The organism is Saccharopolyspora kobensis (genome assembly GCF_900108315.1).
GTDB classification, from domain to species: Bacteria; Actinomycetota; Actinomycetes; order Mycobacteriales; family Pseudonocardiaceae; genus Saccharopolyspora; species Saccharopolyspora kobensis.
Genome location: NZ_FNVB01000002.1, coordinates 696,327 through 722,521, shown reverse-complemented (window position 1 = coordinate 722,521; position 26,195 = coordinate 696,327). Strand labels below are relative to the sequence as shown.

Annotated in this window: 28 protein-coding genes; 10 read left to right on the top strand and 18 right to left on the bottom strand. The window is 69.8% G+C overall.

The genetic code is table 11. The annotated features are described in order from the left end of the window. The 5 genes from narI to C4T78_RS03200 all read right to left on the bottom strand — a co-directional run bounded on the left by narI (nucleotide 1) and on the right by C4T78_RS03200 (nucleotide 8,375). Nucleotides 1-732: a respiratory nitrate reductase subunit gamma gene (gene narI / locus C4T78_RS03220; protein WP_177247412.1), complete on the bottom strand. Its 732-nt coding sequence runs from the start codon at nucleotides 730-732 to the stop codon at nucleotides 1-3. Beyond that, nucleotides 729-1,340, bottom strand: coding sequence for a nitrate reductase molybdenum cofactor assembly chaperone (narJ, locus tag C4T78_RS03215; protein ID WP_093347411.1), 612 nt, complete (start codon nucleotides 1,338-1,340; stop codon nucleotides 729-731). The genes narI and narJ overlap by 4 nt, the downstream gene beginning before the upstream one ends. Further along, nucleotides 1,337-2,905, bottom strand: coding sequence for a nitrate reductase subunit beta (gene narH / locus C4T78_RS03210; protein ID WP_093347414.1), 1,569 nt, complete (start codon nucleotides 2,903-2,905; stop codon nucleotides 1,337-1,339). The genes narJ and narH overlap by 4 nt, the downstream gene beginning before the upstream one ends. After that, on the bottom strand, nucleotides 2,905-6,624 hold the full coding sequence (locus C4T78_RS03205; protein ID WP_181138253.1) for a nitrate reductase subunit alpha: 3,720 nt from the start codon (nucleotides 6,622-6,624) through the stop codon (nucleotides 2,905-2,907). The genes narH and C4T78_RS03205 overlap by 1 nt, the downstream gene beginning before the upstream one ends. A gap of 782 nt (nucleotides 6,625-7,406) precedes the next feature. Further along, entirely contained in the window at nucleotides 7,407-8,375 is a 969-nt protein-coding gene (locus C4T78_RS03200) for a GlxA family transcriptional regulator (protein WP_093347417.1), read from the bottom strand. A gap of 119 nt (nucleotides 8,376-8,494) precedes the next feature. On the opposite strand from C4T78_RS03200, the gene C4T78_RS03195 reads away from it, so the two are divergent. From C4T78_RS03195 to C4T78_RS03185, 3 genes are all read left to right on the top strand, one after another. Next, on the top strand, nucleotides 8,495-8,698 hold the full coding sequence (locus C4T78_RS03195) for a hypothetical protein (RefSeq protein WP_093347420.1): 204 nt from the start codon (nucleotides 8,495-8,497) through the stop codon (nucleotides 8,696-8,698). A 141-nt stretch (nucleotides 8,699-8,839) separates the two neighbouring features. After that, on the top strand, nucleotides 8,840-9,088 hold the full coding sequence (locus C4T78_RS03190; protein WP_143185743.1) for an SHOCT domain-containing protein: 249 nt from the start codon (nucleotides 8,840-8,842) through the stop codon (nucleotides 9,086-9,088). Between the two features lie 273 nt (nucleotides 9,089-9,361). Next, on the top strand, nucleotides 9,362-9,577 hold the full coding sequence (locus C4T78_RS03185) for a hypothetical protein (RefSeq protein WP_143185744.1): 216 nt from the start codon (nucleotides 9,362-9,364) through the stop codon (nucleotides 9,575-9,577). Between the two features lie 60 nt (nucleotides 9,578-9,637). Here the strand turns inward: C4T78_RS03185 and C4T78_RS03180 are convergent, their stop codons facing one another. Next, nucleotides 9,638-9,940 (bottom strand): hypothetical protein, encoded by a 303-nt coding sequence (locus C4T78_RS03180; RefSeq protein ID WP_093347429.1) that lies wholly within the window; start codon nucleotides 9,938-9,940, stop codon nucleotides 9,638-9,640. A gap of 246 nt (nucleotides 9,941-10,186) precedes the next feature. Here C4T78_RS03180 and C4T78_RS03175 point away from each other — a divergent pair, with 246 nt between their 5' ends. Next, nucleotides 10,187-10,459: a GlsB/YeaQ/YmgE family stress response membrane protein gene (locus C4T78_RS03175; protein WP_093347431.1), complete on the top strand. Its 273-nt coding sequence runs from the start codon at nucleotides 10,187-10,189 to the stop codon at nucleotides 10,457-10,459. Nucleotides 10,460-10,567: 108 nt separating this feature from the next. Here C4T78_RS03175 and C4T78_RS03170 read toward each other — a convergent pair whose 3' ends face one another. After that, on the bottom strand, nucleotides 10,568-11,377 hold the full coding sequence (locus C4T78_RS03170; protein ID WP_093347434.1) for an SAM-dependent methyltransferase: 810 nt from the start codon (nucleotides 11,375-11,377) through the stop codon (nucleotides 10,568-10,570). Between the two features lie 73 nt (nucleotides 11,378-11,450). Continuing rightward, on the bottom strand, nucleotides 11,451-12,713 hold the full coding sequence (locus C4T78_RS03165) for a multidrug effflux MFS transporter (protein ID WP_093347436.1): 1,263 nt from the start codon (nucleotides 12,711-12,713) through the stop codon (nucleotides 11,451-11,453). A 369-nt stretch (nucleotides 12,714-13,082) separates the two neighbouring features. Between C4T78_RS03165 and C4T78_RS03160 the strand changes: the two genes are divergently transcribed. Then, nucleotides 13,083-13,364 carry a metal-sensitive transcriptional regulator gene (locus C4T78_RS03160; protein WP_093156858.1) on the top strand — a complete coding sequence of 94 codons (282 nt, stop codon included), beginning with the start codon at nucleotides 13,083-13,085 and terminating at the stop codon, nucleotides 13,362-13,364. A 42-nt stretch (nucleotides 13,365-13,406) separates the two neighbouring features. Here the strand turns inward: C4T78_RS03160 and C4T78_RS03155 are convergent, their stop codons facing one another. From C4T78_RS03155 to C4T78_RS03130, 6 genes are all read right to left on the bottom strand, one after another. After that, nucleotides 13,407-13,991, bottom strand: coding sequence for a DUF305 domain-containing protein (locus tag C4T78_RS03155; protein ID WP_093347439.1), 585 nt, complete (start codon nucleotides 13,989-13,991; stop codon nucleotides 13,407-13,409). Nucleotides 13,992-14,073: 82 nt separating this feature from the next. After that, nucleotides 14,074-14,433 (bottom strand): hypothetical protein, encoded by a 360-nt coding sequence (locus C4T78_RS03150; protein ID WP_143185745.1) that lies wholly within the window; start codon nucleotides 14,431-14,433, stop codon nucleotides 14,074-14,076. Between the two features lie 35 nt (nucleotides 14,434-14,468). Beyond that, the gene (locus tag C4T78_RS03145) at nucleotides 14,469-14,750 is read right to left on the bottom strand and encodes a metal-sensitive transcriptional regulator (RefSeq protein ID WP_093348531.1); all 282 of its coding nucleotides are present in this window, start codon (nucleotides 14,748-14,750) and stop codon (nucleotides 14,469-14,471) included. Between the two features lie 62 nt (nucleotides 14,751-14,812). Beyond that, nucleotides 14,813-15,040, bottom strand: coding sequence for a hypothetical protein (locus C4T78_RS03140; protein ID WP_093347444.1), 228 nt, complete (start codon nucleotides 15,038-15,040; stop codon nucleotides 14,813-14,815). Between the two features lie 88 nt (nucleotides 15,041-15,128). After that, nucleotides 15,129-16,028: an AraC family transcriptional regulator gene (locus C4T78_RS03135; protein ID WP_093347447.1), complete on the bottom strand. Its 900-nt coding sequence runs from the start codon at nucleotides 16,026-16,028 to the stop codon at nucleotides 15,129-15,131. A 195-nt stretch (nucleotides 16,029-16,223) separates the two neighbouring features. Continuing rightward, entirely contained in the window at nucleotides 16,224-16,829 is a 606-nt protein-coding gene (locus C4T78_RS03130) for a TetR/AcrR family transcriptional regulator (RefSeq protein WP_093348533.1), read from the bottom strand. Between the two features lie 101 nt (nucleotides 16,830-16,930). Between C4T78_RS03130 and C4T78_RS03125 the strand changes: the two genes are divergently transcribed. Together C4T78_RS03125 and C4T78_RS03120 are read left to right on the top strand one after the other, a co-directional pair. Then, the gene (locus C4T78_RS03125; RefSeq protein WP_093347450.1) at nucleotides 16,931-17,857 is read left to right on the top strand and encodes an oxygenase MpaB family protein; all 927 of its coding nucleotides are present in this window, start codon (nucleotides 16,931-16,933) and stop codon (nucleotides 17,855-17,857) included. Nucleotides 17,858-17,982: 125 nt separating this feature from the next. Next, nucleotides 17,983-18,996 carry a PQQ-dependent sugar dehydrogenase gene (locus C4T78_RS03120; RefSeq protein WP_218161465.1) on the top strand — a complete coding sequence of 338 codons (1,014 nt, stop codon included), beginning with the start codon at nucleotides 17,983-17,985 and terminating at the stop codon, nucleotides 18,994-18,996. A gap of 197 nt (nucleotides 18,997-19,193) precedes the next feature. Here the strand turns inward: C4T78_RS03120 and C4T78_RS03115 are convergent, their stop codons facing one another. Then, nucleotides 19,194-19,952: an IclR family transcriptional regulator gene (locus tag C4T78_RS03115; protein WP_093347453.1), complete on the bottom strand. Its 759-nt coding sequence runs from the start codon at nucleotides 19,950-19,952 to the stop codon at nucleotides 19,194-19,196. 105 nt (nucleotides 19,953-20,057) lie between these two features. On the opposite strand from C4T78_RS03115, the gene C4T78_RS03110 reads away from it, so the two are divergent. The 3 genes from C4T78_RS03110 to C4T78_RS03100 all read left to right on the top strand — a co-directional run bounded on the left by C4T78_RS03110 (nucleotide 20,058) and on the right by C4T78_RS03100 (nucleotide 23,341). After that, the gene (locus C4T78_RS03110; protein WP_093347456.1) at nucleotides 20,058-21,395 is read left to right on the top strand and encodes an SLC13 family permease; all 1,338 of its coding nucleotides are present in this window, start codon (nucleotides 20,058-20,060) and stop codon (nucleotides 21,393-21,395) included. Further along, complete coding sequence (locus C4T78_RS03105; RefSeq protein ID WP_258958317.1) at nucleotides 21,317-22,843, top strand: acyl-CoA synthetase; 1,527 nt, start codon at nucleotides 21,317-21,319, stop codon at nucleotides 22,841-22,843. Before C4T78_RS03110 ends, C4T78_RS03105 begins: the two co-directional genes overlap by 79 nt. A gap of 69 nt (nucleotides 22,844-22,912) precedes the next feature. Continuing rightward, nucleotides 22,913-23,341: a PaaI family thioesterase gene (locus tag C4T78_RS03100; RefSeq protein ID WP_093347462.1), complete on the top strand. Its 429-nt coding sequence runs from the start codon at nucleotides 22,913-22,915 to the stop codon at nucleotides 23,339-23,341. A gap of 75 nt (nucleotides 23,342-23,416) precedes the next feature. Here the strand turns inward: C4T78_RS03100 and C4T78_RS03095 are convergent, their stop codons facing one another. The 3 genes from C4T78_RS03095 to C4T78_RS03085 form a co-directional block, all read right to left on the bottom strand. Then, nucleotides 23,417-24,160 (bottom strand): ThuA domain-containing protein, encoded by a 744-nt coding sequence (locus C4T78_RS03095; protein ID WP_093347464.1) that lies wholly within the window; start codon nucleotides 24,158-24,160, stop codon nucleotides 23,417-23,419. After that, the gene (locus tag C4T78_RS03090) at nucleotides 24,157-25,236 is read right to left on the bottom strand and encodes a Gfo/Idh/MocA family protein (protein WP_093347467.1); all 1,080 of its coding nucleotides are present in this window, start codon (nucleotides 25,234-25,236) and stop codon (nucleotides 24,157-24,159) included. The genes C4T78_RS03095 and C4T78_RS03090 overlap by 4 nt, the downstream gene beginning before the upstream one ends. 137 nt (nucleotides 25,237-25,373) lie before the next feature. Beyond that, nucleotides 25,374-26,150: a carbohydrate ABC transporter permease gene (locus tag C4T78_RS03085; RefSeq protein WP_235863158.1), complete on the bottom strand. Its 777-nt coding sequence runs from the start codon at nucleotides 26,148-26,150 to the stop codon at nucleotides 25,374-25,376. Nucleotides 26,151-26,195 lie beyond the last annotated feature (45 nt).

Sequence of the window (26,195 nt, the reverse complement as noted above, 5' to 3'; positions counted from 1 at the left end):
TCAGGGCCGCCGCCAGCCGCGCGGCGCCTGGCGGGTGCCGACGCGGTCTCCGCTGCGGCTGCGGTAGACGATGTACGGGCGGAACAGGTAGTGCACCGGCGCGCTGAAGGCGTGCACGAGGCGGCTGAACGGCCACAGCGCGAAGAGCCCGAGCGCGAGCAGCGCGTGCAGCCGGTAGTCCAGCGGTGCGCTGGCCATGAGTTCCGGATGCGGTTGCAGCAGGAAGATGTCGCGGAACCACGGGCCGATCGATTCGCGGTAGTCGTAGGGCCCGCGGACCCCGTTGTCGACCACCGTCGTCCACAACCCGACCGACATCACCGCGATCAGCAGCACGTAGGTGAGCTGATCGCTGCGACTGGACGACCGGCGCACCGCCTCCGTGCGCAGCCGCCGCCACAGCAGCACCACCAGCCCGGCCAGCGCGGCGCAGCCGGCGATCGTGCCCATCAGCAGCGATACCACGTGGTAGTTCTGCTCGGTCACGCCGAAGAACTCGGTCAGCGCCTTGGGCACCAGCAGCCCGAGCACGTGCCCGCCGACCACCAGCAGCAGCCCGTAGTGGAACAGCGGACTGCCCACCCGCAGCAGGCGGGACTCGTGCAACTGGCTGGAACGCGAGGTCCAGCCGAACTTGTCGTAGCGGTACCGCCAGATCGTGCCGCCGATGAACACGGCCAGCACCACGTACGGCAGCACGCCCCACAGCATCGCGTCGATCGGGCTGATCATCGGCTTCCCTCCCGGAGCAGGAACGGTTGCAGGCCGACCATCTCGGTCGGCGCCTGCGCGGGCACGGCCGCGCTCTCGCGGCTGCGCGGGACCGCGTCGAGCACCGCCCCCACCGCCCCGGCGTAGGGGGTGCCGACCTCGCCGAGCTTGCGGTGCAGCAGCTCGATCGCCGGCCGGAAGCGGCCGAGCAGCGCCTCGCCCGGGTCGGCGGCCGCGACCGAGAACTCCAGCAGCGCGGGCAGGTAGTCGGGCAGTTCCCCGTCGCCGATCCGGTAGCCGTGCGTGCGGTAGATGCCCGCCAGCTCGGCCAGCGCACCGCCGCGCAGCCGCGTGTCGCCGTGCACGAACCACGTCAGGTAGAGGCTCCGGCGCGGGCTGACGTCGAACACCTCGACGTAGTGCTGCTCGGCGTCCGGCAGCGGAGTACCGGCGAGGTGGTCCAGCAGGTGGTGCAACGGCTCGGCCGCGGGGAGATCGCCGAGCTCGGCGGTGGCCTCGCGCAGCAACGGCAGCTGCCGGATCAGCTCGCCATCGGGGTAGTGCAGGCACCACGCGGCGATCTGGCGGACCAGGCCGCGGGTGCGGGCGTTCAGGCGTCGGCGCCTCACCGCTCACCTCCGCGCACCGTCGGGAACATGCCGTCCGGACGGCCGTCGCCGTTCCACACCACCAGATCGGTGCTCCCGGAGCGCAGACCGCCCATGCCCGGCCCGCCGTCGGTGTCCAGGCTGCACGTCGTCGCCAGCGACTCCAGGTCGTGCGCATCGCCGATCCCGGCGGTCGGGATGACGTAGCGGTCCTCGTACTTGGCGATGGCCAGCAGCCGGTACATCGACTGCAGCTCGGCGGCGTCCAGCCCGGCCGCGCGCAGCGGCTCCTCGTCCGGCGGCTCACCGAGGTTCACCGAGCGCATGTACGAGCGCATCGCCGCAAGCCTGCGGAGCGCATCCCGCACCGGATCGATGTCGCCCGCCGTGAACAGCTCGGCCAGGTACTCCACGGGAATGCGCAGCGCGTCGATCGCCCCGAAGAGGTTGTCGGCGTCCTCGCCGTCGAACCCGGTCTCGGCCACCGCGTCCACCACCGGCGACAGCGGCGGGACGTACCAGACCATCGGCAGGGTGCGGTACTCCGGGTGCAGCGGCAGCGCCACCCGGTAGCGGCAGATCAGGTCGCGCACCGGGGAGCGGCGGGCCGCCTCGATCCAGTCGTGCGGGATGCCCGCGCGCTCGGCGGCGGCGACGACCTCCGGCTCGCGCGGGTCCAGGAACAGATCGCGCTGCGCCGGGTAGAGCTGGTGCTCGTCGGTGATGGCGGCGGCTTCGGCGACCCGGTCGGCGTCGTAGAGCAGCACGCCGATGTAGCGCAGCCGCCCCACGCAGGTCTCCGAGCAGATCGTCGGCTGGCCCACCTCGACCCGCGGGTAGCAGAAGGTGCACTTCTCGGCCTTGCCGGTGCGGTGGTTGAAGTAGACCTTCTTGTACGGGCAGCCGGAAACGCACATCCGCCAGCCGCGGCACTGGTCCTGGTCGACCAGCACGATGCCGTCCTCGGAGCGCTTGTACATCGCTCCCGAGGGGCAGGAGGCCACGCAGGACGGGTTGAGGCAGTGCTCGCAGATCCGCGGCAGGTGGAACATGAACGACTGCTCGAACTCGAACTTGATCCGGGTGCCCAGCTCGGTGCGCAGCTTGGCCACCACCGGGTCGGCGTCACCGTGCTCCGGGGTGCCGCCGAGCGAATCCTCCCAGTTCGGTCCCCATTGGACGGACGTCGGGCGGCCGGTGACCGCCGAGGTCGGTCGCGCGACCGGGACGTCCTCGCCCAGCGGGGCTTCCAGCAGCATCCGGTAGTCGTAGGTCCAGGGCTGGTAGTAGTCGTCGAGCTCCGGCAGATCGGGGTTGGCGAACAGCGTCGCCAGCTTGCGAAGCCGGCCGCCGCCGCGCAGCTTCAACCGCCCCCGCCGGTCCAGCTGCCACCCGCCGCGCCACTTGGACTGGTCCTCGTAGGCTCGCGGATATCCCTGCCCGGGGCGGGTTTCCACGTTGTTGAACCACACGTACTCGACGCCATCGCGGTTGGTCCAGGTCTGCTTGCAGGTGACCGAGCAGGTGTGGCAGCCGATGCACTTGTCGAGGTTCATCACCATGGCTAGTTGGGCCATCACGCGCATCAGTAGTCGACCTCCTGGCTGCGGCGGCGGATCACGGTGACCTCGTCGCGCTGGTTCCCGGTGGGACCGTGGTAGTTCAGCGCGAAGGTCTGCTGGGCGTAGCCGCCGATGAGGTGGGTGGGTTTGACCTGCACGCGGGTCAGCGAGTTGTGGATCCCGCCGCGCCGGCCGGTGGTCTCGCTCTTCGGCACGTTCACCGTCCGGTCCTGCGCGTGGTACATGAACACGGTGCCCGCGGGCATCCGGTGCGAGACGACCGCGCGGGCCACCACCACGCCGTTGCGGTTGACCGCCTCGACCCAGTCGTTGTCGCGCACGCCGATCGCCGCCGCGTCCACCGGGCTCATCCAGAACGTCGGGCCGCCGCGCGAGAGCGTCAGCATGATCGGGTTGTCCTGGTACTCGCTGTGGATCGACCACTTCGAGTGCGGGGTCAGGTAGCGCACCACCACTTCCGCGCCGTCGGGGCCGAGCCGGCGTTCCCCGGCCAGCCGGTGCAGGTCCAGCGGCGGCCGGTAGAGCGGCAGCTGCTCGCCGAACTCGGCCATCCAGTCGTGGTCCAGGAAGAAGTGCTGGCGGCCGGTGAGGGTGTGCCAGGGCTTGAGCTGCTCGACGTTGATGGTGAACGGCGAGTAGCGCCGCCCGCCGGATTCGTCGCCCGACCACTCCGGGCTGGTCACCACCGGTGCCGGGCGCGACCGGGTGTCGGCGAAGGTCACCCGGTGCCCGAGGTGGTGCTCCGAGAGGTGGGTCAGCGGTCGGCCGACGCGCCGCTCCAGCGCGCGGAAGGCGTCGTTGGCCAGCCTGCCGTTCGTGGTGCCCGACAGCGCGAGCACCGCATCGGCGAACCGGCGGTCGGTGTCCAGCCGCGGCCGCCCGGCTGCCGGGCCCGCGGTGACCAGGCCGTTGGCGCTGCCCAGCCAGGCCAGTTCGCGGTCGACCTCGACCGTCCAGCCCTTGGTGGTCACCCCGAGCTTGTCCAGCAGCGGTCCGGCCGCGCCGAGCTTCGCGGCCACCGCCGGGTAGTCCCGCTCGACGACCGTCAGCGCGGGCATGGTGCGGCCGGGTTGCGGATCGACCTCACCGCTGCGCCAGTCCAGCAGCACCCCGCCCGGCTGCGCGACCTCACCGGGCGTGTCGTGCCCGATCGCGGTGGCCACCACGTCCCGCCGCACCCCGAGGTGGGTGGCGGCCAGTTCGCTGAACTTCGCGGCGATGCCGTGGAAGGCGTCGAAATCGGTGCGGCACTGCCACGGCGGGTCGACCGCGGCGTTGAACGAGTGCACGTAGGGGTGCATGTCGGTGCTGGACAGGTCGTGCTTCTCGTACCAGGTCGCGGCGGGCAGCACCACGTCGGAGAACAGCGTGGTGCTGGTCATCCGGAAGTCCAGCGACAGCAGCAGGTCCAGCTTGCCCTCGGCGGCCTCCGCCCGGTGCACCTCGGCGGGCGGCTGCTCCGGCTCCGCCGAGCGCGGGCTCGCAGCGGCGCCCAGCAGGTGCTTGAGGAAGAACTCGTTGCCCTTGGCGGAGGAGCCCAGCAGGTTGGAGCGCCACACGGTCAGCACGCGCGGCCAGTTCGCCGGGGCGTCCGGATCCTCGCAGGCGAAACCGAGCCGCTCCGCGCGCAGTTCCCGCACGACGTGCTCGACCGGGTCCAGCCCGGCGGCCTCGGCTTCGTCGGCCAGGTCCAGCGGGTTGCGGTCGAACGTCGGGTAGGACGGCATCCACCCGGCCCGCGCCGAGCGCGCGATGCAGTCGGCCGCCGTCGTCCCGCTGAGCGTGCCCGCGGCTCCCGGCCAGGACAGCGCGTCGGTGCTGAGGCCGTCGTAGCGCCACTGCCCGGTGTGCAGGTAGAACCAGGCCGTTCCGATCATCTGCCGCGGGGGCCGGTGCCAGTCCGCCGCACCGGCCAGCGTCGCCCACCCGGTCAGCGGGCGCACCTTCTCCTGGCCCACGTAGTGCGCCCAGCCGCCGCCGTTGCGGCCCTGGCAGCCGGTGAGCAGCAGCAGCGTCAGGAACGTCCGGTACACCTCGTCGGAGTGGTACCAGTGGTTGGTGCCCGCACCCATCAGGATCATGCACCGGCCCTCGGACCGGATCGCGGTGTCGGCGAACTCCCGCGCGATCCGCACCGCGCGCGCGGCGGGCACCGAGGTGATCTGCTCCTGCCAGCCCGGGGTGCCCGGCTCGGGGTCCGCGTAGTCGGCGGGCCAGCTTCCGGGCAGTCCTTCGCGGCCGACCCCGTACTGCGCGAGCAGCAGGTCGAACACCGTCGTCACCAGGGGGCCGTCCGGCTTCAGCCGCACCGCGGGCACGCCGCGGGCGATCGCCGCGCCGGCCCCGTCCGGGGAGTCGAAGCGGGGCAGCAGCACCTCGACCGGTTCGTGCGGGTGCTCGTGCAGGCTCAGCCGCGGGGTGGTCTCGCCGAGGTCGAGGTTCCAGCGCCCGGTCTCCTCGTCGTTCCAGCGGAATCCCAGCGAGCCGTTGGGCACCACCGGTTCACCGGTCGCGTCGTCGAGCAGCACGGTCTTCCACTGCTCGTTCGCGCCCGCTCGCCCCAGGTCGGCGGCCGTGACGAACTTGCCCGGCACGAGCGCGCCGTCCCGCTCGACCAGGCTCACCAGGAACGGCAGATCCGTGTAGCGGCGCACGTAGTCGGTGAAGAACGGGGTGGTGCGCTCGACGAAGAACTCCTTGAGCACGACGTGGCCCATCGCGACCGCCAGCGCGGCATCCGTGCCGGGGTGCGGCGCCAGCCACTCGTCGGCGAACTTGGTGTTGTCGGCGTAGTCCGGGGAGATCGCCACGACCTTCTGGCCGCGGTAGCGGGCCTCGGTCATGAAGTGCGCGTCCGGAGTGCGGGTGACCGGCACGTTGGAGCCCCACATCACCAGGTACGCCGCGTCCCACCAGTCCGCGGACTCGGGCACGTCGGTCTGGTCGCCGAACACCTGCGGCGAGGCCACCGGCAGGTCGGCGTACCAGTCGTAGAACGACAGCATGGTGGCGCCGATCAGCGAGGTGAACCGGGCGCCGGCGGCGTGCGAGACCATCGACATCGCCGGGATGGGGGAGAACCCGGCGATCCGGTCCGGGCCGTGCGCGGCGATGGTGTGCACGTGCGCGGCGGCGATCATCTCCAGCGCCTCGTCCCAGGAGATCCGCACCAGGCCGCCCTTGCCGCGCGCCCGCTGGTAGCGCCGCCGCAGCTCGGGATCGTCCACGATGGACTGCCAGGCGCGCACCGGATCACCGGTGGCGGCCTTGGCCCGGCGGTACATCTCGACGAGCACGCCGCGCGCGTGCGGGTAGCGGATGCGGGTGGGGGAGTAGGAGTACCAGGAGAACGAGGCGCCTCGCGGGCAGCCGCGCGGCTCGTACTCCGGGCGGTCCGGGCCCACCGACGGGTAGTCGGTGTCCTGGGTCTCCCAGGTGATGATCCCGTCCTTGACGTAGACGTTCCACCGGCAGGAGCCGGTGCAGTTCACGCCGTGCGTGGAGGGCACGACCTTGTCGTGGTTCCAGCGGTCCCGGTAGAAGGCATCGCCCTCGCGGCCCCCTGCGCGGAAGACGGTCCGCAGGTCGGCCGAGACGTCTTCCCTGGACAGCAGGCGGCCGAGTCGGAGCAGCGCGTCGCCCGCCGCTCCGCCGCCGTCGGCCCGGAGCCGGGAGAACCAGCCGGATCCGCTGCTCGGATCCCTGATGGGTGCTGCGCACATACTGATCTCCGATCGCTTTGAGGAATTGCGACAGGTGGTGCCCGGGTCGAATTTACGACCGCCGAGCGTCGCCTGCCAATGTGGCCGAAAGTGGGAATGTTCACTGGTGGTAAACGGGTGAAAACGCGCCGTGTTCGGTTTGCGAGCGTCGCGAAGCTGGCCGGTTTTGCGGCGATGTTCCATTGTTTCGGTATGGTTAAAAGGCGCTTGACCTGCAAGTACGACGGAATGCGGGGCTCGCTGTCGCGGAATCCCAAGAATTGTTCAAGTGTTCGTTTGACTTGCATTGGCGCTCCCGATGTCCTGTATGGGTGGTTTCGCTTGATTGATGTACCCGTTTGTCCGGCGGTGCAATGAATGCGCTTCCGAATGGCTTACGACTTTTGGTGGTTGCAGGTCTTTTTCGCGGCTAAGGGGCCGTCTTGCTGCCGTTTGTCGCGTTGAGTCGGTTCGGCGGATGGAGCAGTCGGCGTCCGGACGTGGATCGCCGGTGTCGCGGCGGGGTGGTGGGTGGTTCAGGGCCGTCCGGCGCGGTTTCCCCGTGCGTCCACAGTGGAGTCCTGGCCGTCCGGCCGCGATCGAGCGGCTGCGACCATGATGGCATCGACTCGAACGGATTTTCGAGCTTATTTCGGTCGCTCGATCGGATGATCATCGAGGCCCCGCGCCGGGGCGGGTCTGCCGATGCGCTGCGAGCCCCTGCTCTCACCTGCGGCGTTGTTGTCCGCAGTGCCCTCCGGGGCGGCTGCAGGCCCCTGCCGCACGCGCGCATCGGCTGCGCGTCATCGCGGTGCCGGCTCGGTGTTCCGGGCGAAGGTCCGGCGGTAGTCGCGCGGCGGCACGCCGACGATGCGCCGGAAGTGGTGCCGCAGCAGGGCGGCCGTGCTGAACCCGCACTCGCGCGCGATCTGCTCGATGCCCAGCTCGGTGTCCTCCAGCAGGCGGCGGGCGTGCAGGATGCGCTGGGTGGCCAGCCACTGGTTCGGCGTCGTACCGGTCTCGGCGACGAACCGGCGCGCGAAGGTGCGCGGTGACATCCGGGCGCGGGCGGCGAGGCCGGCCACGTTGTGCTCGACGTCCAGGGTTTCCCGCATCCAGGCCAGCACCGGCTCCAGGCTGGCGCCGGTGCAGTCGGGGACGGGCAGGTCGATGAACTGCCGCTGACCGCCGTCGCGCTGCGGCGGCACCACCATCCGGCGGGCGATCCGCATCGCCGCCGCGGAACCCAGTTCGCGGCGGACCAGGTGCAGGCACGCGTCGATCCCGGCGGCGGTTCCCGCGCTGGTCACCACGTCCCCGTCGTCGACGTAGAGCACGTCGGGGTCGAGTTGGGCGGTCGGGAAGCGGCGGCGGAACTCGGCCGCGTAGTACCAGTGCGTCGTGCAGCGGCGACCGTCCAGGAGTCCTGCCGCACCGAGCAGGAAAGCGCCGGAGCACACCGAGAGCAGGGTCGCCCCGCGCGCTGCGGCGGCGCGCAGCCCGTCGAGCACTTCCGGCGGGTAGTGGTCGCGGATCTGCGCGGCCGGTACCGCCACGACGTCGGCCCGGGCCAGCTCGTCGAGTCCGTGCGGGGGCACCACCTGCATGCCCACCGAGGTGCGCACCGGTTCGCCCGGGCGCTGCCCGCAGATGCGGAAGTCCACCGGCGGCACCCCGTCGGCCGCCCGGTCCAGGCCGAACACCTCGCACAGCACGCCCAGCTCGAACGGTGCGACGTCGTCCAGCAGGACCGCGGCCACGCTGCGCAGCATGCCCACCACGGTAGCTGGCAGGATTTTGCCGCACAATGGCGTTGCTGCCGCTGTCGGCGGGATTGGGCGCATCGCAGGCTGGTTCCAGCGCACCCGAGAGCCAGCAGGGATGACCCACCATGAACACTCCGCTCGGCAGGCCGTTGCCCGGATTCCGCCGCTACTTCGCCGTCCAGCGCTGGTTGTGGTCCCGCTACCTGGCGGATCTGCAGCCGTGGGAGGCCGAGGCCGCGATGCGCTGGGTCCGCAATCCGGTCACCCGGCGCTGGGAGCTGCGCGGTGGTGTCCTGCCGCCGTGCCCGGACGAATCCACTCAGGACTGAACCGGCCGCCGCTCGCAGTGCTGCACGAGCGCTGTACGTCGCGTGCGGTAGTGCGATTGCCGCTTTCCGACGGACGACGCGGAACCTCGCGAGGCCGAAGCTGGATCCGGTGTTGGACCGGGTTTCGGAGGTGTTGTGGTGGTGACCGAGTTCCTGATGCAGTGGGGTCCCGGCGGGCACGGCCCGCACGGCGGCCCCTGGTGGCCGATCGGGCTGTTCTTCCTGCTGCTGGTCGTCGTGCTGGTCGTGACCGCCGGCTGGTCGGCGGTGCGCGCCCGCCCGCGCCGGACGTCCGCTGCCGAGCGGGCGAAGGAGATCCTCGCCGAGCGCTACGCCAGGGGCGAGATCGGTTCCGAGGAGTACCGCGAACGGCTCGGCGGTCTTGGCTGATCCCGCCGGTGGTCGCCGGCGCCCGCCGGCGGCCACCGTGTTGGGAACGGACCAGTCTCGAAACTATGACGGTGATTTTCCAACATAGCCCCGTTCGGGGGAGCGCGCTCTTCTCGCCGGGGAGTTACTGTCGATACAGGTGTGCACGAAGTCGTGCGGCACCACGCCTCGGCTCGGTCCGGGGCACAACACTGGGGGGAGCGGTCGGGGCTGCGCGGATGCGCCGGTTCCCGGTCGCTCGATCGACCACGGGAGTGGTCTGCGATGGATCTGATGAAGTGCAGTGAGCTCCCGCACGAGCAGTTGTGCGAGGAGATCAGGATCGCCGGTCTGGCCCGCAAGCAAGCCCTCGACTCCGGTTCGAGGGCGGACGTGGAGATGGCCGAGTCGGTGCTGGACTGGTTCCTGGACGAACTCGCCGACCGGCTGCGGCGGGGCCGCGTCCCGGACACCGGTGCCGTCCGGGAGGACGAACCGGTGCCGCAGTGACCGCGTGATCGTGGAACCGGCGCGGAGGGAAGTCCGGTTCGGCGTGCTTGCGCGAGCGGGTCAGCGCGCGTTGCGGGAGGCCAGGCGGGAGCCCGGCTGGGAGAGCCTGCCGCGGGCGGTCACCAGTGCGGTGCGGGCGTCTTCCGGCGAGCCGTGGGCGAGGTGTTCGGCCGCGGTGCGGACCGCGGCGGCCGCATCGGCGGAGACCTCGATCTGCGGGTGCTGGTCGAGCATGTCGACCGCTCGGCTCAGCTCGTGCTGCGCCCGGTCGGCCGGGTTGTGCTGTGCGGTCAGTAAGTCGATGAGGGCTGTGTCCACCGCGTCGCGCAGGGCCGCCTCGGTCGTGCTGTGCTGGGCAGTCACGAGGCGGAAGTCTATGCGCTGGAAATGCGGTTTTCCCCGCGACGAAGATCACCCACATGGGTGGTCCTTGTGCTGTTGATCGCCACGGTCGGCAGCCAGATCGCCCGAATGCCCGTTTTCAGGGCGGTCCGCGGCAGCGGAGTCCACTGAGGACTCCGCGTGGCCGGGCGGGGCCGGTGATCGCGACCGGCGAGTAACCTGGTGGTGATGTTGGTTGCCACCGAGCCCGGGAAGTAGGGGAGAGGCATGTTCTGGACCATCCTCGGATGGATCGTCTTCGGCCTGGTCGCGGGTTTCATCGCCAGGGCGATCGTGCCGGGCAAGGACGACATCGGTCTGGTGCGGACGATCCTGCTCGGCGTCGCCGGTTCGGTCGTCGGCGGATTCGTCTTCGGCCTGCTCACCGTCGGCCTGCGCGGCTTCGAACCGGCGGGCTGGATCGGCTCGGTGATCGGCGCGGTGATCGTGCTGGTGATCTACAACAAGGTCACCGGCCGCAAGCGCCGGATCCGTTCGTAACCGGAGCGCCGGGAATGCGGGGAAACCGGTGCGCCGGTTTCCCCCGATTCGTGCGCGGTGCCCTGAGCGCGGAAAGCGGACCTCCGCGCTCACGGCCCGCGGTGCCGGTCACGGCTTGCGGCCGACTCCGGCCAGTCCGGTCAGGCGCTCCGGGTGCTCGCCGACCTCGTCCGGCGCCACCGGCCGCCACTGCGGCAGGAAGACCACTCCCGGCTCCACCAGCTCGAACCCGTCGAAGAAACCGGTCACCTCGGCCTGCGAGCGCATCGTCATCGGCGTCGTGGTGCGCTTGCGGTAGAGGTCGGCGTGCGCCGGGCCGACGTCGGGGCGGCCTTCGTTGGACGCGTGCGAGATCACCAGGAAGCTGCCCGGCGCCATCACCTCCCGGTAGCGGGCGATGATCTTCGACGGCTCGTCGCCGTCCGGGACGAAGTGCAGCACTGCGACCATCATCACCGCGACCGGCCGGCTCAGGTCCAGCAGTTCGGCGACCTCCGGGCTGCCGAGCACCCGGCCCGGGTCGCGCATGTCGGCGTCGATGATCGCGGCGTCCGGGTTGTCGTGCAGCAGCTTCTTGCTGTAGGCGACCGCGACCGGATCGGTGTCCACGTAGACCACTCGCGCGCCGGGCGCCGCCTGCTGGGCGACCTCGTGCACGTTGCCGACGGTGGGGATGCCCGAGCCCAGGTCGAGGAACTGGTCGATGCCCTGCTCGACGCAGAACTGCACGGCGCGGCGCAGGAAGGCGCGGTTGGCCTGCATCACCAGCGGCAGGTCCGGCCACATCGCGATCGCTTCCTCGGCCATCTGCCGATCCACCGCGAAGTTGTGGTCGCCGCCCAGGTAGTAGTCGTAGACCCGCGCCGCGTTCGGCTTCTCCAGGTCGATGTGCCCGTGCTCCGGCGACACCTCGGACATCCAGTTCCTCCTCACGGCTGGGCGGTGCTTCACCCGCCCAGCCGTGATGTTAATCGTGTCCGATATGCCCGGGCTAGACCGTCGGTTCGGCCGTGCCGCCCAGCCGGACCACGACGCCCAGGGCCAGCAGCGCGACCGCCGCGCCACCGGTCATGGTGATCGCCATCGCCGGGCCGTCGTTGCCCAGCACGCCGACCAGCGGCGCGATCAGCGCACCGAGCCCGAACTGCCCGGCGCCGAGCAGCGCGGCCGCGGTTCCGGCGGCTTCACCGTGCCGGGAGAGCGCGAGCGCGGGCGCGTTGGGCAGCACGAATCCCATGGCGCCGAGCACCAGCCACAGCGGCACGATGAACCCGTACAGCCCGCCGGTGCCGGTGGTGGTCAGCGCGGTCAGGATCAGACCCGCCACGGTGGCCGCGACCAGCGCGGCGAACACGATCTGCTTGGGGCTGTAGCGGTTGAGCAGCACGACGTTGAACTGCGAGGCGCCGATCAGCGCCACCGCGCCGACGCCGAAGACCAGGCCGAACGCCTGCTGGTCGAGGCCGAACTGCTCCTGGAGCACGAACGACGAGCCGGAGATGTAGGAGAACAGCGCGGACATCGCCAGCGCCGCCACGATGGCGAGCAGCACGAAGTCGCGGTCGGTGATCAGCTGCCGGTAGGTGCGCAGGACCGGGCGGAACTGCGCGGCCTGGCGGCGTTCCGGCGGCAGCGACTCCTTGAGCGCGAAGATCGCCACCACCAGCAGCACCGCGCCGATGATCGCCAGCGCGCCGAACACGCCGCGCCACGAGCCGGTCAGCAGGATGGCGCCGCCCAGGCTCGGCGCGAGGATCGGTGCCACGCCCATCACCAGCATCAGCCGTGAGAGCGCGGTGGCTGCGGCGCGGCCGCTGAACAGGTCCCGCACCACGGCCAGCGCGACGACCATGGCGGCGGCCGCACCGACGCCCTGCAGCGTGCGCAGCGTTCCCAGCACGGCGATGTTCGGCGCGAACAAGCACGCCACCGACGCCAGGATGTGCAGTGCGGTTCCGATGATCAGCGGCAGCCTGCGGCCGACGATGTCGGAGAACGGGCCGATCAGGAGCTGGCCGATGCCGAGGCCGAGCAGGGTGCCGGTGAGGGTGAGCTGCACCGTGGAGGCGCTGGCCGCCAGGTCGTTGCCGATGGCGGGCAGCGCGGGCAGGTACATGTCGATGGTGAGCGGGCCGAGGGCGATCAGCGCCCCGAGCACGACGATGACCCGGAATCGGTCGAACCCGGTCGGCTCTTTCGCGTCAGGTCGTGCGTCCAGCGCCGCCGGAGGGCTCTGCACCGCAACGTTGTCCATTGTTGCCTTTCGAACTCACCGCGAGGGGTGGGAGATTCTGACGCGCTCTTTAGCGGTGATCGCGAACGCTTTGTTCCCGCAATGGCGGGAGAATGGCTGTGATGCGGGCTACAGCTCGCCTGTTCCGTTGCGATATCGGGATTTTCCGCACATCAAGTTAACCGAGCTAAATGTCTATTGTGGACGTATTCCCGGTGTTCGGTAAAGGAATGATGAATTCTGGCGGTCGGGGAATGCGGGTGGCGTCCGGCTCGATTCCCGGATCCTGGGAATCGGGCGGAGGGCGACCTGCGCGAAGAGGGCTCCACCCGGCGCCCCGCGGAGGGTAGGATTTCCAGGTTTGGCCAGGCCGGTGAAGTGGAGCGGGCGATGCACGGATACACCCAGGACAAGGACAACTACCTCAAACGACTGGCGCGCATCGAGGGCCAGGTCCGCGGCCTGGCGCGGATGATCGAAGAGGACAAGTACTGCATCGACATCCTGACCCAGGTCTCGGCGGTGACGAAGGGCCTGCAGGCGGTCTCCCTGCGGCTCCTCGACGAGCACCTCAAGCACTGCGTGGCCGAAGCGCTGGCCGAGGGCGGCCAGAACGCGGACGAGAAGGTCAAGGAGGCCAGCGACGCGATCGCCCGCCTGGTGAAGTCCTGAGCGGTGGGCCGGGGGCGGCGGTCGGCCGCCCCCGGCCTGGCGTCAGCTCTGCGACAGCAGGGCGCGCATGGTGTCGATCTCGGCCTGCTGGGTGTCGATGATCTGCTGGGCCATCTGCTTGGCCGCCGGGAACCGGCCGTCGGACAGCTCGGTCCGGGCCATCGTCACGGCGCCCTCGTGGTGCTTGATCATCAGCTCCAGGAACCGGCGGTCGAACTCCGCGCCCCTGGACTGCTCCAGCTGCTTCATCTCGTCGCCGGTCATCATGCCGCCCATGTCGCCGTGACCCATCGTGCTGTGGTCGGTGCTCGCACCGGGGCCGGCGCCCCACTGGCCCAGCCAGCCGTTGAGCGTCGCGATCTCCGGTCCCTGCGCGGCCTCGATCTGCTTGGCCAGGTCCTTGACCTGCTGCGACTCGGCCCGCTCCGGAGCGAGCCGCGACATCTCGATGGCCTGCTCGTGGTGCGGGATCATGCCCTGCGCGAAGGTGACGTCGGCGGCGTTGCTCGCCGCCTGCTCCTGGCTCGCCGGGGCCTCCGGCGGCGGGGTCCCCTCGTTGCTGCAGCCGGCCAGTGCGATCGCGGCGACCGCGGTGATCGTGGCGGCGAATGCGCGCGTGCGCTTCATCGTTGTCCTCGTCTTTCCATGAGCTGAATCGGGCATGCGTCATCGAGCCACGACGCGGAGGTCGTGGCCGATCAGCTGCCGATCAGCGACGAAGCACGCACAGCGCCGCGAGTCTTCGCGGTACGGGCAGAGGTGGCGGGAGCAGCACCGGCAGGGCCACGGCGAGGCTCCTCGGCAGTTCGGCCGCGGCTCGGAGAGCGCGCCGGAGCCGGGGGAGCAGCAGCACCAGGAATCCGGCGAGGATCGCCAGGCACAGGTGCAGCGCGCCGTGACCGGAGTCCGCCGGCGGCTCGTGGTGCTCGACCGCCGCGGTCTGCACGGCGGCGGCCGCCGGTTGGTGCGCCGACTCGTGCTGCTGCGCCGGGACGTGGTGCATCAGCACGACGCAGAACGCGAGGACCAGCAGTAGGCCCCAGCGGAGCAGCCCTGGACGTTCGCGCACGTTGCCCACCATACCGGGGTTGGGTTTGCCGGTCGTCAGGACTTCACCAGTCGGGCGATCGCGTCGCTGGCCTCGCGGATCTTGTCCTCGGCCTGCTCGCCGCCCTCGGTGAGCGCTTCGGAGACGCAGTGCTTGAGGTGCTCGTCCAGCAGGCCCAGGGCCACGGCCTGCAGGGCCTTGGTGGTGGCCGAGATCTGGGTGAGCACGTCGATGCAGTACTCGTCGTTGTCGATCATCCGGGCCAGTCCGCGGACCTGCCCCTCGATCCGCCGCAGCCGCTTGGCGTAGTTGTCCTTGTCGTGCGCGTAGCCGTGCATCGGCACCTCCCCGGAGTTCTGCCTCCTTTATACCCCAGGGGGGTAATGCTCGGCAAAGTTGATCAGAGGAAGCCCTCCGGCTTGACCGGCCCCTTCGCCGCCTCCGGCCGCTCCCGCTCGGCGCGCGCCAGCCACAGCACGCCGCCCAGCTGCACCAGCGCCGCGCCACCGGTCAGGGCGACCGCGATGATCGCGTAGATCTGCCAGCCCGAGATGAAGCCCAGCACCACCGCGACGACGAAGAACAGCAGCGTGCGCACCAGCACGGTGGTGAGTTGACTCTTGCTCATCTCTTGCTGGGCCTCCCTGCTCGCGTCCACCACCGAGTGTAGGTGGCCGGGCGGACCGCCCTTGCGAAGCGGGTGTTCCGCGCGGTGGTCACCGGCCGTCCGCTGCGGGCTGCGGCGGGAGGTGCGTCGGCGCGCGCAGCCGACCGGAACGAGGGTCCCGGCCTGCCGAGACCTCGCTCGGGCTGATCCCCCTGGCGCGTTTGAACGCCGAGCTGAAGCCGAAACCGTCGGCGTAGCCCACGCGCTTGGCCACCGAGGAGACCGTTGCGCCGGGTTCGGCCAGCAGTTCGGTCGCCAGCGACATCCGCCAGTCGGTCAGGTAGGACAGCGGCGGTTCACCGACCAGCGCGGTGAACCGCTTGGCCAGCGTGGTCCGGGAAACACCGGAGCGCTCGGCCAGCGAAGCGACTGTCCACGGCCTGGCCGGTTCTTCGTGCATGGCGTGCAGCGCGAGGCCGACGACCGGGTCGGACAGCGCCCGGTGCCAAGCGGGTGGCAGCACCTCCGGGCGGTCGAACCAAGCACGGAGCGCGCACAGCAGGAACCAGTCCAGCAATCGTTCGAGGACGGCGTCCTGGCCCGGCTTGACCGAGGCGACCTCGGCGGCGATGAACTCGAGGACGGGAGCACCACCGTCATCCGGCAGGACGAGCGGGGACGGCAACGCGTCCACGAGCCGGCGGCCGGAGTTGCTGCACAGCCGGTAACCGCCGATCAAGAGCACGGTGTGGCCGGCTGCCGCGCGTTCGCCGCTCGGGAGGTCGCTGACCACGGAGAACGGTTCACGCGAGAGGACGGCGTCGCCCTGCTCCAGCAGCGTCGGCTCGCCGCTGCCGGGCAGCAGCCACCCGTGGCCGCCGACCACGGCGCAGAGCGCCAGGGACGCTTCTCCAAGAGAGTTCAACGACCACGGCGCGGGAAGTTCGGCTCGGCGGAACAAGGTGCTCTCAGCCCGGACACCTCGGAGCAGACCGGTGAGCACGTCCATGGGTTCAACATAGACGAAGGGTCTCCAGAGCCAGCTCGACGAACGTCCCACCGGCTCGACCTCCGCTGGCACCAGGTAGGCCGCGGGGCGCCGCTCCGGGCGGCTGGCCGGCTGGGCGCAACCGCATCCGGGCGGGAGATCCGATTCGGCGAGCCGACTTCGCGGCGTACCTGGCGGAACCGGTGATCTTGAGGGCTAGACCGCGTGGTCGTCGACCAGAGAAGCCGCGGTGAGGAGGAGTTTCACGCAGTAGTCGACCAGCTGCTCGTGCGTGGCGGGGAGGCTGCCGTCCAGCCAGCGGATGAAGAGGTTCGTCAGCGCGCCGATCAGTGCCGTGGCCGTCATCCGCGCCCCCAGGTCGGCGGCCTCCCCGTCGAGTTCGGACCGGATCAGGTCGGCGAACACCGGCATCAGCTCAGCGCCCCGGCCGCCCAGCGTCGCGTCGGTCACGGGTTCCAGCAGCAGCACCCGGCCCTTGCGCGGGTCGTCGGTGAGCACGGCGAGGAACGCTTCGACGGCGGCTGTCGCCACCGCTTCCCGGGTGCCCTCGGTGTTCGCCATCGCTGCGCCCAGCGCGGTTCTCGCCTCCTCGGCGACCTGGTCGTACACCGCCAGCAGCAGCGCGTCCCGGTCGGAGAAGCTCTCGTAGAAGTAGCGGTCGGTGAGCTTGGCGTGGCGGCATACCGAGCGGACCGTCACGGCCGCGCTGCCCTGCGTGCCCAACAGCTCCAGGCCGACTTCGAGCAGCTTCGACCGCCGCGCGGACCGGCGCTGCTCGAGGTTGGTTCCGCCCCACGTCATCCGGTTGCTCCGCTCGGTTGGTTCGGCGCGGTGGTCGTTGACGGGCACCCGCCGCGATCCTACTTTGACGACAGGTGTCCTCAGTTCTGGAGGGAGCACCGATGTCGAAGCCGACACCGCTCGGTCCGGATTCGCTCATGTGGCGATACTTCGGCGACTGGCGCGGCCTGCTGCTGGCGCTGTGGGCCGGGTCGATGCAGAACATGCACCCGCAGCTGGGCGCGGGCGTCGAGCAGCACTCGCAGTTCTTCGACGAGCGCTGGGAACGGCTCTTCCGGTCCCTGTACCCGATCGGCGGGGTGATCTACGACGGCCCGCGCGCCGAGCAGACCGCGCGGCAGGTGCGCGGCTACCACGACACGATCAAGGGCGTCGACAAGCGCGGGCGGCCCTACCACGCGCTCAACCCGGACACCTACTTCTGGGCGCACTCGACGTTCCTGGTGATGCCGATCCTGATCAACGAGCACTTCGGCGACCCGCTCACCGAGGAGCAGAAGGAGCAGATCTACGCCGAGGGCGTGCAGTGGTACCGCCTGTACGGGATGAGCATGCGCCCGGTGCCGCCGGACTGGCCGAGCTTCAAGGCGTACTGGGACCGAATGTGCCGCGAGGTGCTGGAGGACAACAAGGCCACGCGTGACGTCCTGGACATCTCGCGGATCGGCAAGCCGCCCGCGCTGCGCTGGCTGCCCGCGCCGCTGTGGAAGCTCGCCCGCATCCCGATCAGCCGCGGCTTCGTCTGGCTCACCGTGGGTGTTTACGACCAGGCCATCCGCGACAAGCTCGGCTACCGGTGGACCGCGCGCGACGAGCGGCTCCTGCGGCTGCTGGGGCGCGCGCTCGCCTTCGCCTGGCGCCTGGTTCCGTTCGAGCTGCGGTACCACCCGCGCGCCCGCGCGGGCTGGCAACGCGTGCGCGGGAAGATCCCGGCCGACGCGCCGCTGGTCGAAACCCCGCCCCGCTACCTCCCACCGCCGGACCGCCGCGACGACCCCAAGCACTACTCGCCCGCGCAGACCGGCTGAAACCAGGTGACTCCTGGTGGCGGTACGCGCCCGCACCGGTGCGTGCTGTGATCACCGGTGGTGAACCGCCGCCTCACCGCGATGTTCGCGCGCGCTCGTGCGCCCGCGATGGGAGGAGGTCGTTGATGATCCGTCGCACCTGCGCGGTCGTCGCCGCGCTCATGTTGGCCCTCACCCCGGCAGCCGCCGCGGCCGAGGTCAAGCCGGTGGCCACCGGCTTGGACATCCCGTGGGGACTGGCGTTCCTGCCCGACGGCTCGGCGCTGTTCACCCAGCGCGACACCGGGCAGCTCATGTCCCTGAAGGACGGCCAGGTCGCCGAGGTGCAGAAGATCGAGGACTCCGAGCCGACCAACGGCGAGGGCGGGCTGATGGGCCTGGCCGTCTCGCCGCAGTTCGAGTCCGATCAGACGGTGTTCGTCTTCTACAGCACCAGCGAGGACAACCGGATCGCGAAGCTGCGCCTCGGGGAGGCACCGCAGCCGATCGTGACCGGCATCAAGAAGAACCGCTACCACAACGGCGGCCGCCTCGCCTTCGGCCCGGACGGGATGCTCTACGCCGCAACCGGCGACGCCCAGGACAAGCCCAGCGCGCAGGACCCGGACTCGCTCAACGGCAAGATCCTGCGGATGACCCCCGACGGGAAACCGGCCCCGGACAACCCGTTCGGCGACTCGCTGATCTACTCGCTGGGCCACCGCAACCCGCAGGGACTGGGTTGGGACGACGCGGGCAGGCTGTACTCCTCGGAGCTCGGCGACGCCACCTGGGACGAGGTCAACCTGATCGAGGGCGGCAAGAACTACGGCTGGCCCGAGTGCGAGGGCGAGTGCGGCAACGACGAGTTCACCGATCCGCTGGTGACCTGGCCGACCCGCGAGTCCTCGCCCAGCGGCCTGGCGGTGCACGACGGCAACATCTACGTCGCTGCGCTGCGCGGCCAGCGCCTCTGGCAGATCCCGCTCAACGGCGACGGGTCGGTCGGTGAGCCGACCGCGCTGCTCGCCGGCGAGTACGGCCGCCTCCGCACGCCGGTCTCGGCCCCGGACGGCACCCTCTGGGTGACGACTTCCAACCAGGACAACAACGGAAACCCCGGCGCCGACGACGACCAGATCCTCAGCGTCACCCCGTAACACCGTTGAACGCCCCTTCTGCCTGTTCCCGAGACAGGCAGAAGGGGCGTTCGGCTGCCCGGTCTCATCGCAGGTGTGCCGGGTCGGCTGGAACTGCGCTCCGGCGTGTGGCGGCACCCGCTCCAGCCCTCGGAACGGGCCTCTGGGGGATCACGTCCAAACAGGACAAGAACGAAAACCCCGGGCCGGGCCGGAACCTAGGTCGCAGGCACTGCTCCCAGTCGAGTGCTGATCTGCGCAGCTGCCTCGCGCACCATCGGCCCGAGCGCGTCGAACCGGTCCGGCGTGATCCGACTGCTCGGCCCCGATATCGAGATGGCGCCAACCGGTTGGTTTCGGGCGTTGAGCAATGCGGCGCCCAGCGAGTTGATCCCCGTGCTCAAACCACCGGTGTTGCGGGAAAATCCGTCTGCTCTGGTCTTGTGCAACGCTTCTCGCACCAGCGCGGGGTCGGTCAGCGAATCGGGAGTGTCCGCCACGAGCTCACCGTCGAGGTAGGTGTCGATGAACTGGTCCGTCGACGCCGCGAGGAAGGCCAGTCCCGTCGCGGAGCTGTGCAACCTGGCCCTGGCACCGAGCGGTAGAAATGCGCGAAGCGGGTGAGCGGTGTCCAATCGCTCGATGAGCACCAGATCGTTTCGGCCTGGAGCGCACAGGTGAACGGTTTCCGTCGTCGCCAGCTGCAGCTCGCTCATCACCGGTAGTGCGACTTCGCGGAGGGATTCCTTGGAGTCCTTGCCGCACACCGCAATAGCGTGATAGCTGATCGACCACCGCACGGGTGTGGTGTCAGAAGGCCTGATCCAGCCGACGTCTTGCAGCGTCAACAGGCACCGCTGGGTGGTGCTCTTGGGCAGTTCCGTAGCCCTCGCCACCTCCGACAGTCCGACGGGCTGGGCCTCCGCGACCGCCTCAAGAACCCGGAATGCCGACACGACGCTGTTCGTGACAGACACTTGCGCGCCTTCCTGCGAGTGAACTAGCTTACAGCCCGTGGTCCACGATGAGGGACATTGTGCCGCAGAGTGGACCGATTGGCAAGGCCCTAGGAGGTTGAGCTCGTGGTGCAATCAATCGCTTTCGGGGTTTTCGTCATCGCGTTCGCCGTCGCGGCGATCCGGAACGTGAACATCGGAATCGTGCTGTTCCCGGCCGCGTGCGCGGTCGGTCTCGGGTTGGCGGACATGACCCTGGAAGACGTCATCGCCGGGTTCCCGCTGAACATTCTCGTGCTGCTGGTGGGCGTGACCTACTTCTTCGGCATCGCCCACAGCAACGGCACGATCCAGTGGCTGGTCGATGCCGCGTTGGCCGGGGTCGGCGAGCGAGATCGACTGCTACCGCTGGCCTTCTTCGTCCTCACTGGCACGATTTCGGCGATGGGCGCTCCGCTGGGGGGCCTCGTGACCGCTCCGATCGGCATGAGCGTGGCTCATGAGCGCCGGATCGATCCGATGCTCATGGCGCTGGCCATGGGAACCGGCCTGAGCGCGGGCGCGTTCGCACCGACGAGCCTGTTCGGCATCATCACCCTCGGTACGGCGAAAGAAGCCGGCATCGCGATCTCCCCGGCGGTGTTGTTCGGGAGTGCTCTGGTGCTCAACCTCGTGTTCCTCGCCGTCGCCTACGTCCTGTTCGGCAAGCAGCGTCAGCAGGCATCGCGAGAACCTCAGCGGGAGAAGGCCGCGGCGAACGTCGGCATCCCGCTGTCGGAATACGGCCAGTCCACGTTGACCGCCGAGCTGGAACCCGAGGCGGACCTCGGGAAGCGGTCGCGGCCCACCGCTGTGCAGCTCCTGACCCTCGCCGCCATCGGCCTCCTGATCGTCCTCACGATCGTCATCGCACTGCTCGGCGGCGAGCCCGACATCGGAGTGCTGTGCTTCGGCCTCGGAGCTGCCCTGGCGTTGCTGGAGCCATCGGCGGCCAAGAAGGCGATGACGCGGATCGATTGGGGCTCGGTGCTTCTCGTCGGCGGGATCATCACCTACGTCGGCGTGCTGTCCGAACTGGGTGTGTTCGATTCGCTCGGAGAGCACGCCGCACACGTGGGTGCGCCGTTGCTGGCGGCACTGCTGCTCTGCGCGGTCGCGGCGCTGGTGTCGGCGTTCGCATCGACCACCGGCATGCTGGCAGCCCTCGTTCCGCTGGCGCTTCCCCTGATCGCCGACGGGGGTGTTCCGGGATGGGCTCTGATCTGCTCCATCGGACTGTGCGCATCGATCGTCGATGTATCACCGTTCTCGACCGTGGGGGCCGCTTTCACAGCATCGACGGTCGACGAGGCGCAACGTCCTCGAATGACCCGCCTGCTCACCTGGTGGAGCATGTCCCTGGTCGTCATCGGTCCGATCGCACTGACAGTTCTCCTCATCCTTCCCGGAAAGATCTTCTCATGACGCGACTGTTCGCAGATCTGTTCAACCCCTCCCAGACCGATCCGGACCGCACCGCGGTCACCATCGACGGCCGCAGTCTCACGCGAGCGGAGTTGGTCGCCGCGGCCCGCGGCTTCGCGCTGTCCCTGCCGGAGAGCAGCGGTCCGATCGCCATCCAGGCCGACCGATCGCTTCGGACGGTCGTCGCTGCGGTCGGATGCATCGCGGCCGGCGTGCCGTTCGTGCCGATCGCGCCCGATGCCGGTGCCGCCGAACGCGAACACGTGCTGACCGACTCGGGGGCGGCGTACATGGTGGGAGACGTCGTGCCCCCAACCATGACCACGCTGCCCGTCGATCTCGCCGGCACCACCCACTCCGCCGATCCGCTGCCGCGAACACCCGACGCCGAAACCGCGGCAATCCTCTACACGTCGGGTACGACCGGTGTCCCCAAGGGGGTGCTGATCAGCCGCTCGGCGATCGCCTCCGGAGTGGAGGCGCTGGCCGACGCGTGGCAGTGGACTGCCGCCGACACGGTCGCCCACGGACTTCCGCTGTTCCACGCGCACGGCCTGGTCCTCGGGGTGCTCGGTTCCCTGCACATCGGATCTCCCTTCGTGCACACTGGAAGCCCCACCCCTGCCAACTACGCCTCCGTCTCGGCGACGATGTTCTTCGGGGTGCCGACGATCTGGAACCGGATCGCCAACGATCCGGAGGCCGCCCGGGCCTTGCGCGATGCGCGGCTGCTGATCTCCGGCAGCGCGCCCCTGTCGGTTCAGACCTTCGAACGCATCCGCACGCTCACCGGACATGCACTCGTCGAGCGGTACGGGATGACAGAGATGCTGATCGCGCTCAGCACGCGCGCCGACGGTGAGCGCAGGCCGGGATGGGTGGGTGTTCCGTTGAGCGGCTACACCACTCGGCTTCGGACCGAAGCCGGCGAAGCGGTGCCGGCCGACGGAAAGTCCGTGGGGCGGCTCGAAGTTCGGGGGCCGTCCTTGTTCAGCGGCTACCTCGGGCAACCATCGGCGACCGACGACTCCTGGACGGAGGACGGCTGGTTCATCACCGGTGACCTCGCGGTCGTCGACGAGCGCGGCTTTCACCGCATCGTCGGCCGCGAGTCGGTCGATCTGATCAAATCCGGCGGGTACCGGATCGGTGCGGGCGAGGTCGAGGAATGCCTGCGCAACGTCACCGGTGTCGGCGAAGCGGCCGTCGTCGGGGTGCCCGACGAGGACTTGGGGCAGCGCATCGTCGCTTTCGTCATCCTCGAAAACCCCGGCGGCGACGCCGCGTCGACCGGTGATCTCGGCGATCAGCTCATCGCTCACGTCGCCGACGAGCTGTCCTGGCACAAACGTCCGCGGGAGATCCGCTTCGTCGAGGAATTTCCCCGCACCCCGCTGGGCAAGGTGCAGAAGAAGCTGCTCCTCGAAGAGGCCACGAGCATGCCTTGACCGTCACCGGCACTCCGGGCCCCCTGCCGATCAGTTGATCACCAGTCGATCAGGAGAGAGCACTCGACGATGACTCGCACTCAACCAGTTGATCCCTACGCGCAGCACCTCGGGATCACCGTCATCGGCCACGGTGGTGGTCGAGCGGAGGCGACCGCGACGGTGTCCCCGAACCACCTAAACCCCCACGGAACCGCCCACGGCGCGTTCATCTTCACCGTGGCCGGGGCCGCGCTGGCAGCGGCGGCGAACGACGCCGAGCACAGCGGGGTGGTCAGCGCCGTCCACATCGACTACCTCCGGCCCGGTCAGCTCGGCGACCGCCTGACCGCGGTCGCGCGAGTGGCCGAGCGACTGCCGAAGGAGGACATCTTCGAAATACGGATCAGCGACGACGAGAACAACATCGTCGCTCGGGTCTCGGGACGGGCGAACCGGCGGCTGCGCGCCTCGTCGACCGCTCCTCGAGACAGGGGCATACCTCATTCGAACGGGTGATCGGTCGGCGTGCGCGGGGACGTCGGGGCTAGCTGGCGTCTCCGTCGCACGCCGACCGAACGGGCCGTCCGAGGGCTAACCCTCCGAATACCAGTCCCGGGCCGGGTTGGAGACCTCCGGGGCGGTTCTGTCCACTCCGGGCCGGGCCGCCCAGGTGATTCCGTTGGCCAGGACTCTCCTGATCTCCGGCTGGTTGTAGACCGGGTAGCGCTCGTCGCCGGGGCTGAAGTAGAAGATCCGGCCCTTGCCGCGGTTGAAGGTCACCCCGGAGCGGAAGACCTCGCCACCGGTGAAGGAGCTGATGAAGATCAGCTCGTCCGGGGCCGGGATGTCGAAGAACTCGCCGTAGGTCTCCTGCTCCGGGATCACCAGCGGGTTCGGGATCCCTGCGGCGATCGGGTGCGTCGGGTCCACCGTCCACACCACTTCGCGCTCGGCTGCGTTACGCCAGCTCAGCGAGCAGGTGGTGCCCAGCAGGCGGGTGAAGATCTTGGAGAAGTGCCCGGAGTGCAGGACCAGCAGGCCCATCCCGCCGAGCACGTGCCGCTGCACCCGGTCCACCACGGCGTCGTCGACCTGGCCGTGCGCCTTGTGGCCCCACCACAGCAGGACGTCGGTGTCGGCCAGCACCTCTTCCGGCAGCCCGTGCTCGGGATCGCTGAGCAGGGCGGTGCGCACGGTGGCGTCCGGCAGCTGCTCGCGGATCCCGGACGCGATCGCGCCGTGGATGCCGTCGGGGTAGTACTCGTCCATCCCGGCCGGGTCCTGGGTGGACTCGTGCACGCCCTCGTTCCAGACGGTGATGCGGAGCTTGCTCACTCGACCACGATCTCCTTGTTCTCGGCGGCGGACTGGTAGCAGGCGTCGATGACGCGGGCTCGCTTCAGGGCGAGGGATCCGTCGTTGGCGGGCCAGCGGGCCTGGTCGCGGAGGACGTCGATGAAGTTCTCCACCACCCCGGCGTGCGCGCGGCCCGGCTCGGCCGCGGGCTGGTAGTCGGCGATCTCGCCGTCGGCGTCGCGGTACACGTGCAGGTCGCCGACCGCTGCCTTGGTCGCTCCGACGGCTTTGAGCTCCGCGCCGCCGTCGGTTCCCAGGACACTGAAGTCGATCAGGTCGTCCGGGCTGCGGAACGCCGCCCAGGAGGTCTCCAGCACCAGCGTCGCACCGCCCTCCAGGCGGACGAACGCCGCGGCGAAGTCCTCGACCTCGTACTCCGAGACGCTCTGGTCGGCCGTTTCCCGCTTCATGCCGCCGATCCCGCGGTGGCCGAGCTCGGAGTAGGTGACCGCGTTGACCGACAGCACGCGCGGCTCGCCCAGCAGGAACAGCGCGTAGTCCAGCACGTGCACGCCGATGTCGGCCAGCGGGCCGCCACCGGACATCTCCTGGTTGGTGAACCAGCTGCCCAGCAGCGGGATGCCGCGGCGGCGCATCCACGACGCCTTCGCGTAGTACGGCCGCCCCAGATCACCGCGCCCGATGATCTCGCCCAGCGCCTGGATGTCGCCGCGCAACCGGTGGTTGAACACCACGTCCAGCACCCGGCCGGCGGAGCGGGCGGCTTCGACCATCTGCTGGCCCTCGACCCCGTTGCGGGCCAGGGGTTTCTCGCTGAGGACGTGCAGCCCGCGCTTGAGCGCGGCGATCGCGATGGGTGCGTGCAGGAACGTCGGCACCGCGATGCTGACCGCGTCGAGGTCGGGCACCTCCAGCAGCTTCTCCCAGCTCTCGAACAGCATCGTCGCGCCGTACTGCTCGCCGAGCGAGCGCAGCAGTTCCGGTTCCTTGCCCGCGATCGCGACGATCTCGACATCCGGCAGGTCGCGGTAGGCGGCCAGGTGCTGCTGGCCGGCCCAGCCGATGCCGATGACGCCGACCCGGATCGGACTCATGGATGCGGTCTCCTTTCGGTGGGTTCTGCTCTGCTCTTGAGTTGTTCTTGCCTTGAAGCGGCGCAGCCGCTCGCCCCGCCCGCGCAGCTCGCACCGCTACCGGCACCGCTGCGCAAGATGAGTGGAACCCGCCCTTTTCAGCCCTTGATGGCGCCGGCGGTGAGGCCGGCGACGATGCGCTTCTGGAACAGCAGCACCAGGAGGAGCAGCGGGAGGGTGACGATCACCGAGGCCGCGCTGATGGTGCCGATGGGTTGCTCGAACTCGTTGGTGCCCGCGAAGAACGCGATGGCCACCGGCACCGTGCGGGAGGTCGGCGTGGAGGTCAGGGTGACGGCGAGCAGGAACTCGTTCCACACCGAGATGAACACCAGGATCGCGGTGGTGGCGATGCCGGGCACCGCCAGCGGCAGGATCACCTTGCGGAACGCCTGGAACGGGGTGGCGCCGTCGATCAGCGCGGACTCCTCCAGCTCGAAGGGGATTTCGCGGAAGAACGAGGTCAGCACGAAGATCGCCATCGGCAGCGCGAAGGTGAGCTTCGGGATGATCAGCCCGGGCAGCGTGTCGTAGATGCCCAGGTCACTCCAGATCTTGAACATCGGCGCCGCGATCGCGATGACCGGGAACGTGGTCACCGACAGCACCGCCGCGAGGATCAGGCCCTTGCGGGGCAGTGCGAGCCGCGCCAGCGCGTAGGCGGCGAACGACGCCAGCAGCAGCGCCAGCGAGGTCGTGACCACGCCGACGATCACCGAATTGCCCAGCGCGGTCAGGAACTTCCCGTCCTGCAGCACTTCCAGGTAGTTCTGCAGCGACGGCGCGGTGGGGAACAGGCTGCCCGAGGACAGCTCGGCGCCGGTCTTCAGCGAGGTGTTGATCAGCCAGTAGAACGGCACCAGCGAGGCCAGCATCACCAGCACGGCGAAGACCAGCGTCAGCGGCCGGAGTCGTTGGCG

What these genes read in the sequence shown, in the direction of transcription:
- narI (WP_177247412.1), bottom strand. Translation starts at nt 732, where the DNA reads ATGATCAGCCCGATCGACGCGATGCTGTGGGGCGTGCTGCCGTACGTG.
- narH (WP_093347414.1), bottom strand. Translation starts at nt 2,905, where the DNA reads ATGCGCGTGATGGCCCAACTAGCCATGGTGATGAACCTCGACAAGTGC.
- C4T78_RS03205 (WP_181138253.1), bottom strand. Translation starts at nt 6,624, where the DNA reads ATGTGCGCAGCACCCATCAGGGATCCGAGCAGCGGATCCGGCTGGTTC.
- C4T78_RS03200 (WP_093347417.1), bottom strand. Translation starts at nt 8,375, where the DNA reads ATGCTGCGCAGCGTGGCCGCGGTCCTGCTGGACGACGTCGCACCGTTC.
- C4T78_RS03195 (WP_093347420.1), top strand. Translation starts at nt 8,495, where the DNA reads ATGAACACTCCGCTCGGCAGGCCGTTGCCCGGATTCCGCCGCTACTTC.
- C4T78_RS03185 (WP_143185744.1), top strand. Translation starts at nt 9,362, where the DNA reads ATGAAGTGCAGTGAGCTCCCGCACGAGCAGTTGTGCGAGGAGATCAGG.
- C4T78_RS03175 (WP_093347431.1), top strand. Translation starts at nt 10,187, where the DNA reads ATGTTCTGGACCATCCTCGGATGGATCGTCTTCGGCCTGGTCGCGGGT.
- C4T78_RS03170 (WP_093347434.1), bottom strand. Translation starts at nt 11,377, where the DNA reads ATGTCCGAGGTGTCGCCGGAGCACGGGCACATCGACCTGGAGAAGCCG.
- C4T78_RS03165 (WP_093347436.1), bottom strand. Translation starts at nt 12,713, where the DNA reads ATGGACAACGTTGCGGTGCAGAGCCCTCCGGCGGCGCTGGACGCACGA.
- C4T78_RS03160 (WP_093156858.1), top strand. Translation starts at nt 13,083, where the DNA reads ATGCACGGATACACCCAGGACAAGGACAACTACCTCAAACGACTGGCG.
- C4T78_RS03155 (WP_093347439.1), bottom strand. Translation starts at nt 13,991, where the DNA reads ATGAAGCGCACGCGCGCATTCGCCGCCACGATCACCGCGGTCGCCGCG.
- C4T78_RS03145 (WP_093348531.1), bottom strand. Translation starts at nt 14,750, where the DNA reads ATGCACGGCTACGCGCACGACAAGGACAACTACGCCAAGCGGCTGCGG.
- C4T78_RS03140 (WP_093347444.1), bottom strand. Translation starts at nt 15,040, where the DNA reads ATGAGCAAGAGTCAACTCACCACCGTGCTGGTGCGCACGCTGCTGTTC.
- C4T78_RS03135 (WP_093347447.1), bottom strand. Translation starts at nt 16,028, where the DNA reads ATGGACGTGCTCACCGGTCTGCTCCGAGGTGTCCGGGCTGAGAGCACC.
- C4T78_RS03130 (WP_093348533.1), bottom strand. Translation starts at nt 16,829, where the DNA reads ATGACGTGGGGCGGAACCAACCTCGAGCAGCGCCGGTCCGCGCGGCGG.
- C4T78_RS03125 (WP_093347450.1), top strand. Translation starts at nt 16,931, where the DNA reads ATGTCGAAGCCGACACCGCTCGGTCCGGATTCGCTCATGTGGCGATAC.
- C4T78_RS03120 (WP_218161465.1), top strand. Translation starts at nt 17,983, where the DNA reads ATGATCCGTCGCACCTGCGCGGTCGTCGCCGCGCTCATGTTGGCCCTC.
- C4T78_RS03100 (WP_093347462.1), top strand. Translation starts at nt 22,913, where the DNA reads ATGACTCGCACTCAACCAGTTGATCCCTACGCGCAGCACCTCGGGATC.
- C4T78_RS03090 (WP_093347467.1), bottom strand. Translation starts at nt 25,236, where the DNA reads ATGAGTCCGATCCGGGTCGGCGTCATCGGCATCGGCTGGGCCGGCCAG.
- C4T78_RS03085 (WP_235863158.1), bottom strand. Translation starts at nt 26,150, where the DNA reads ATGCTGGCCTCGCTGGTGCCGTTCTACTGGCTGATCAACACCTCGCTG.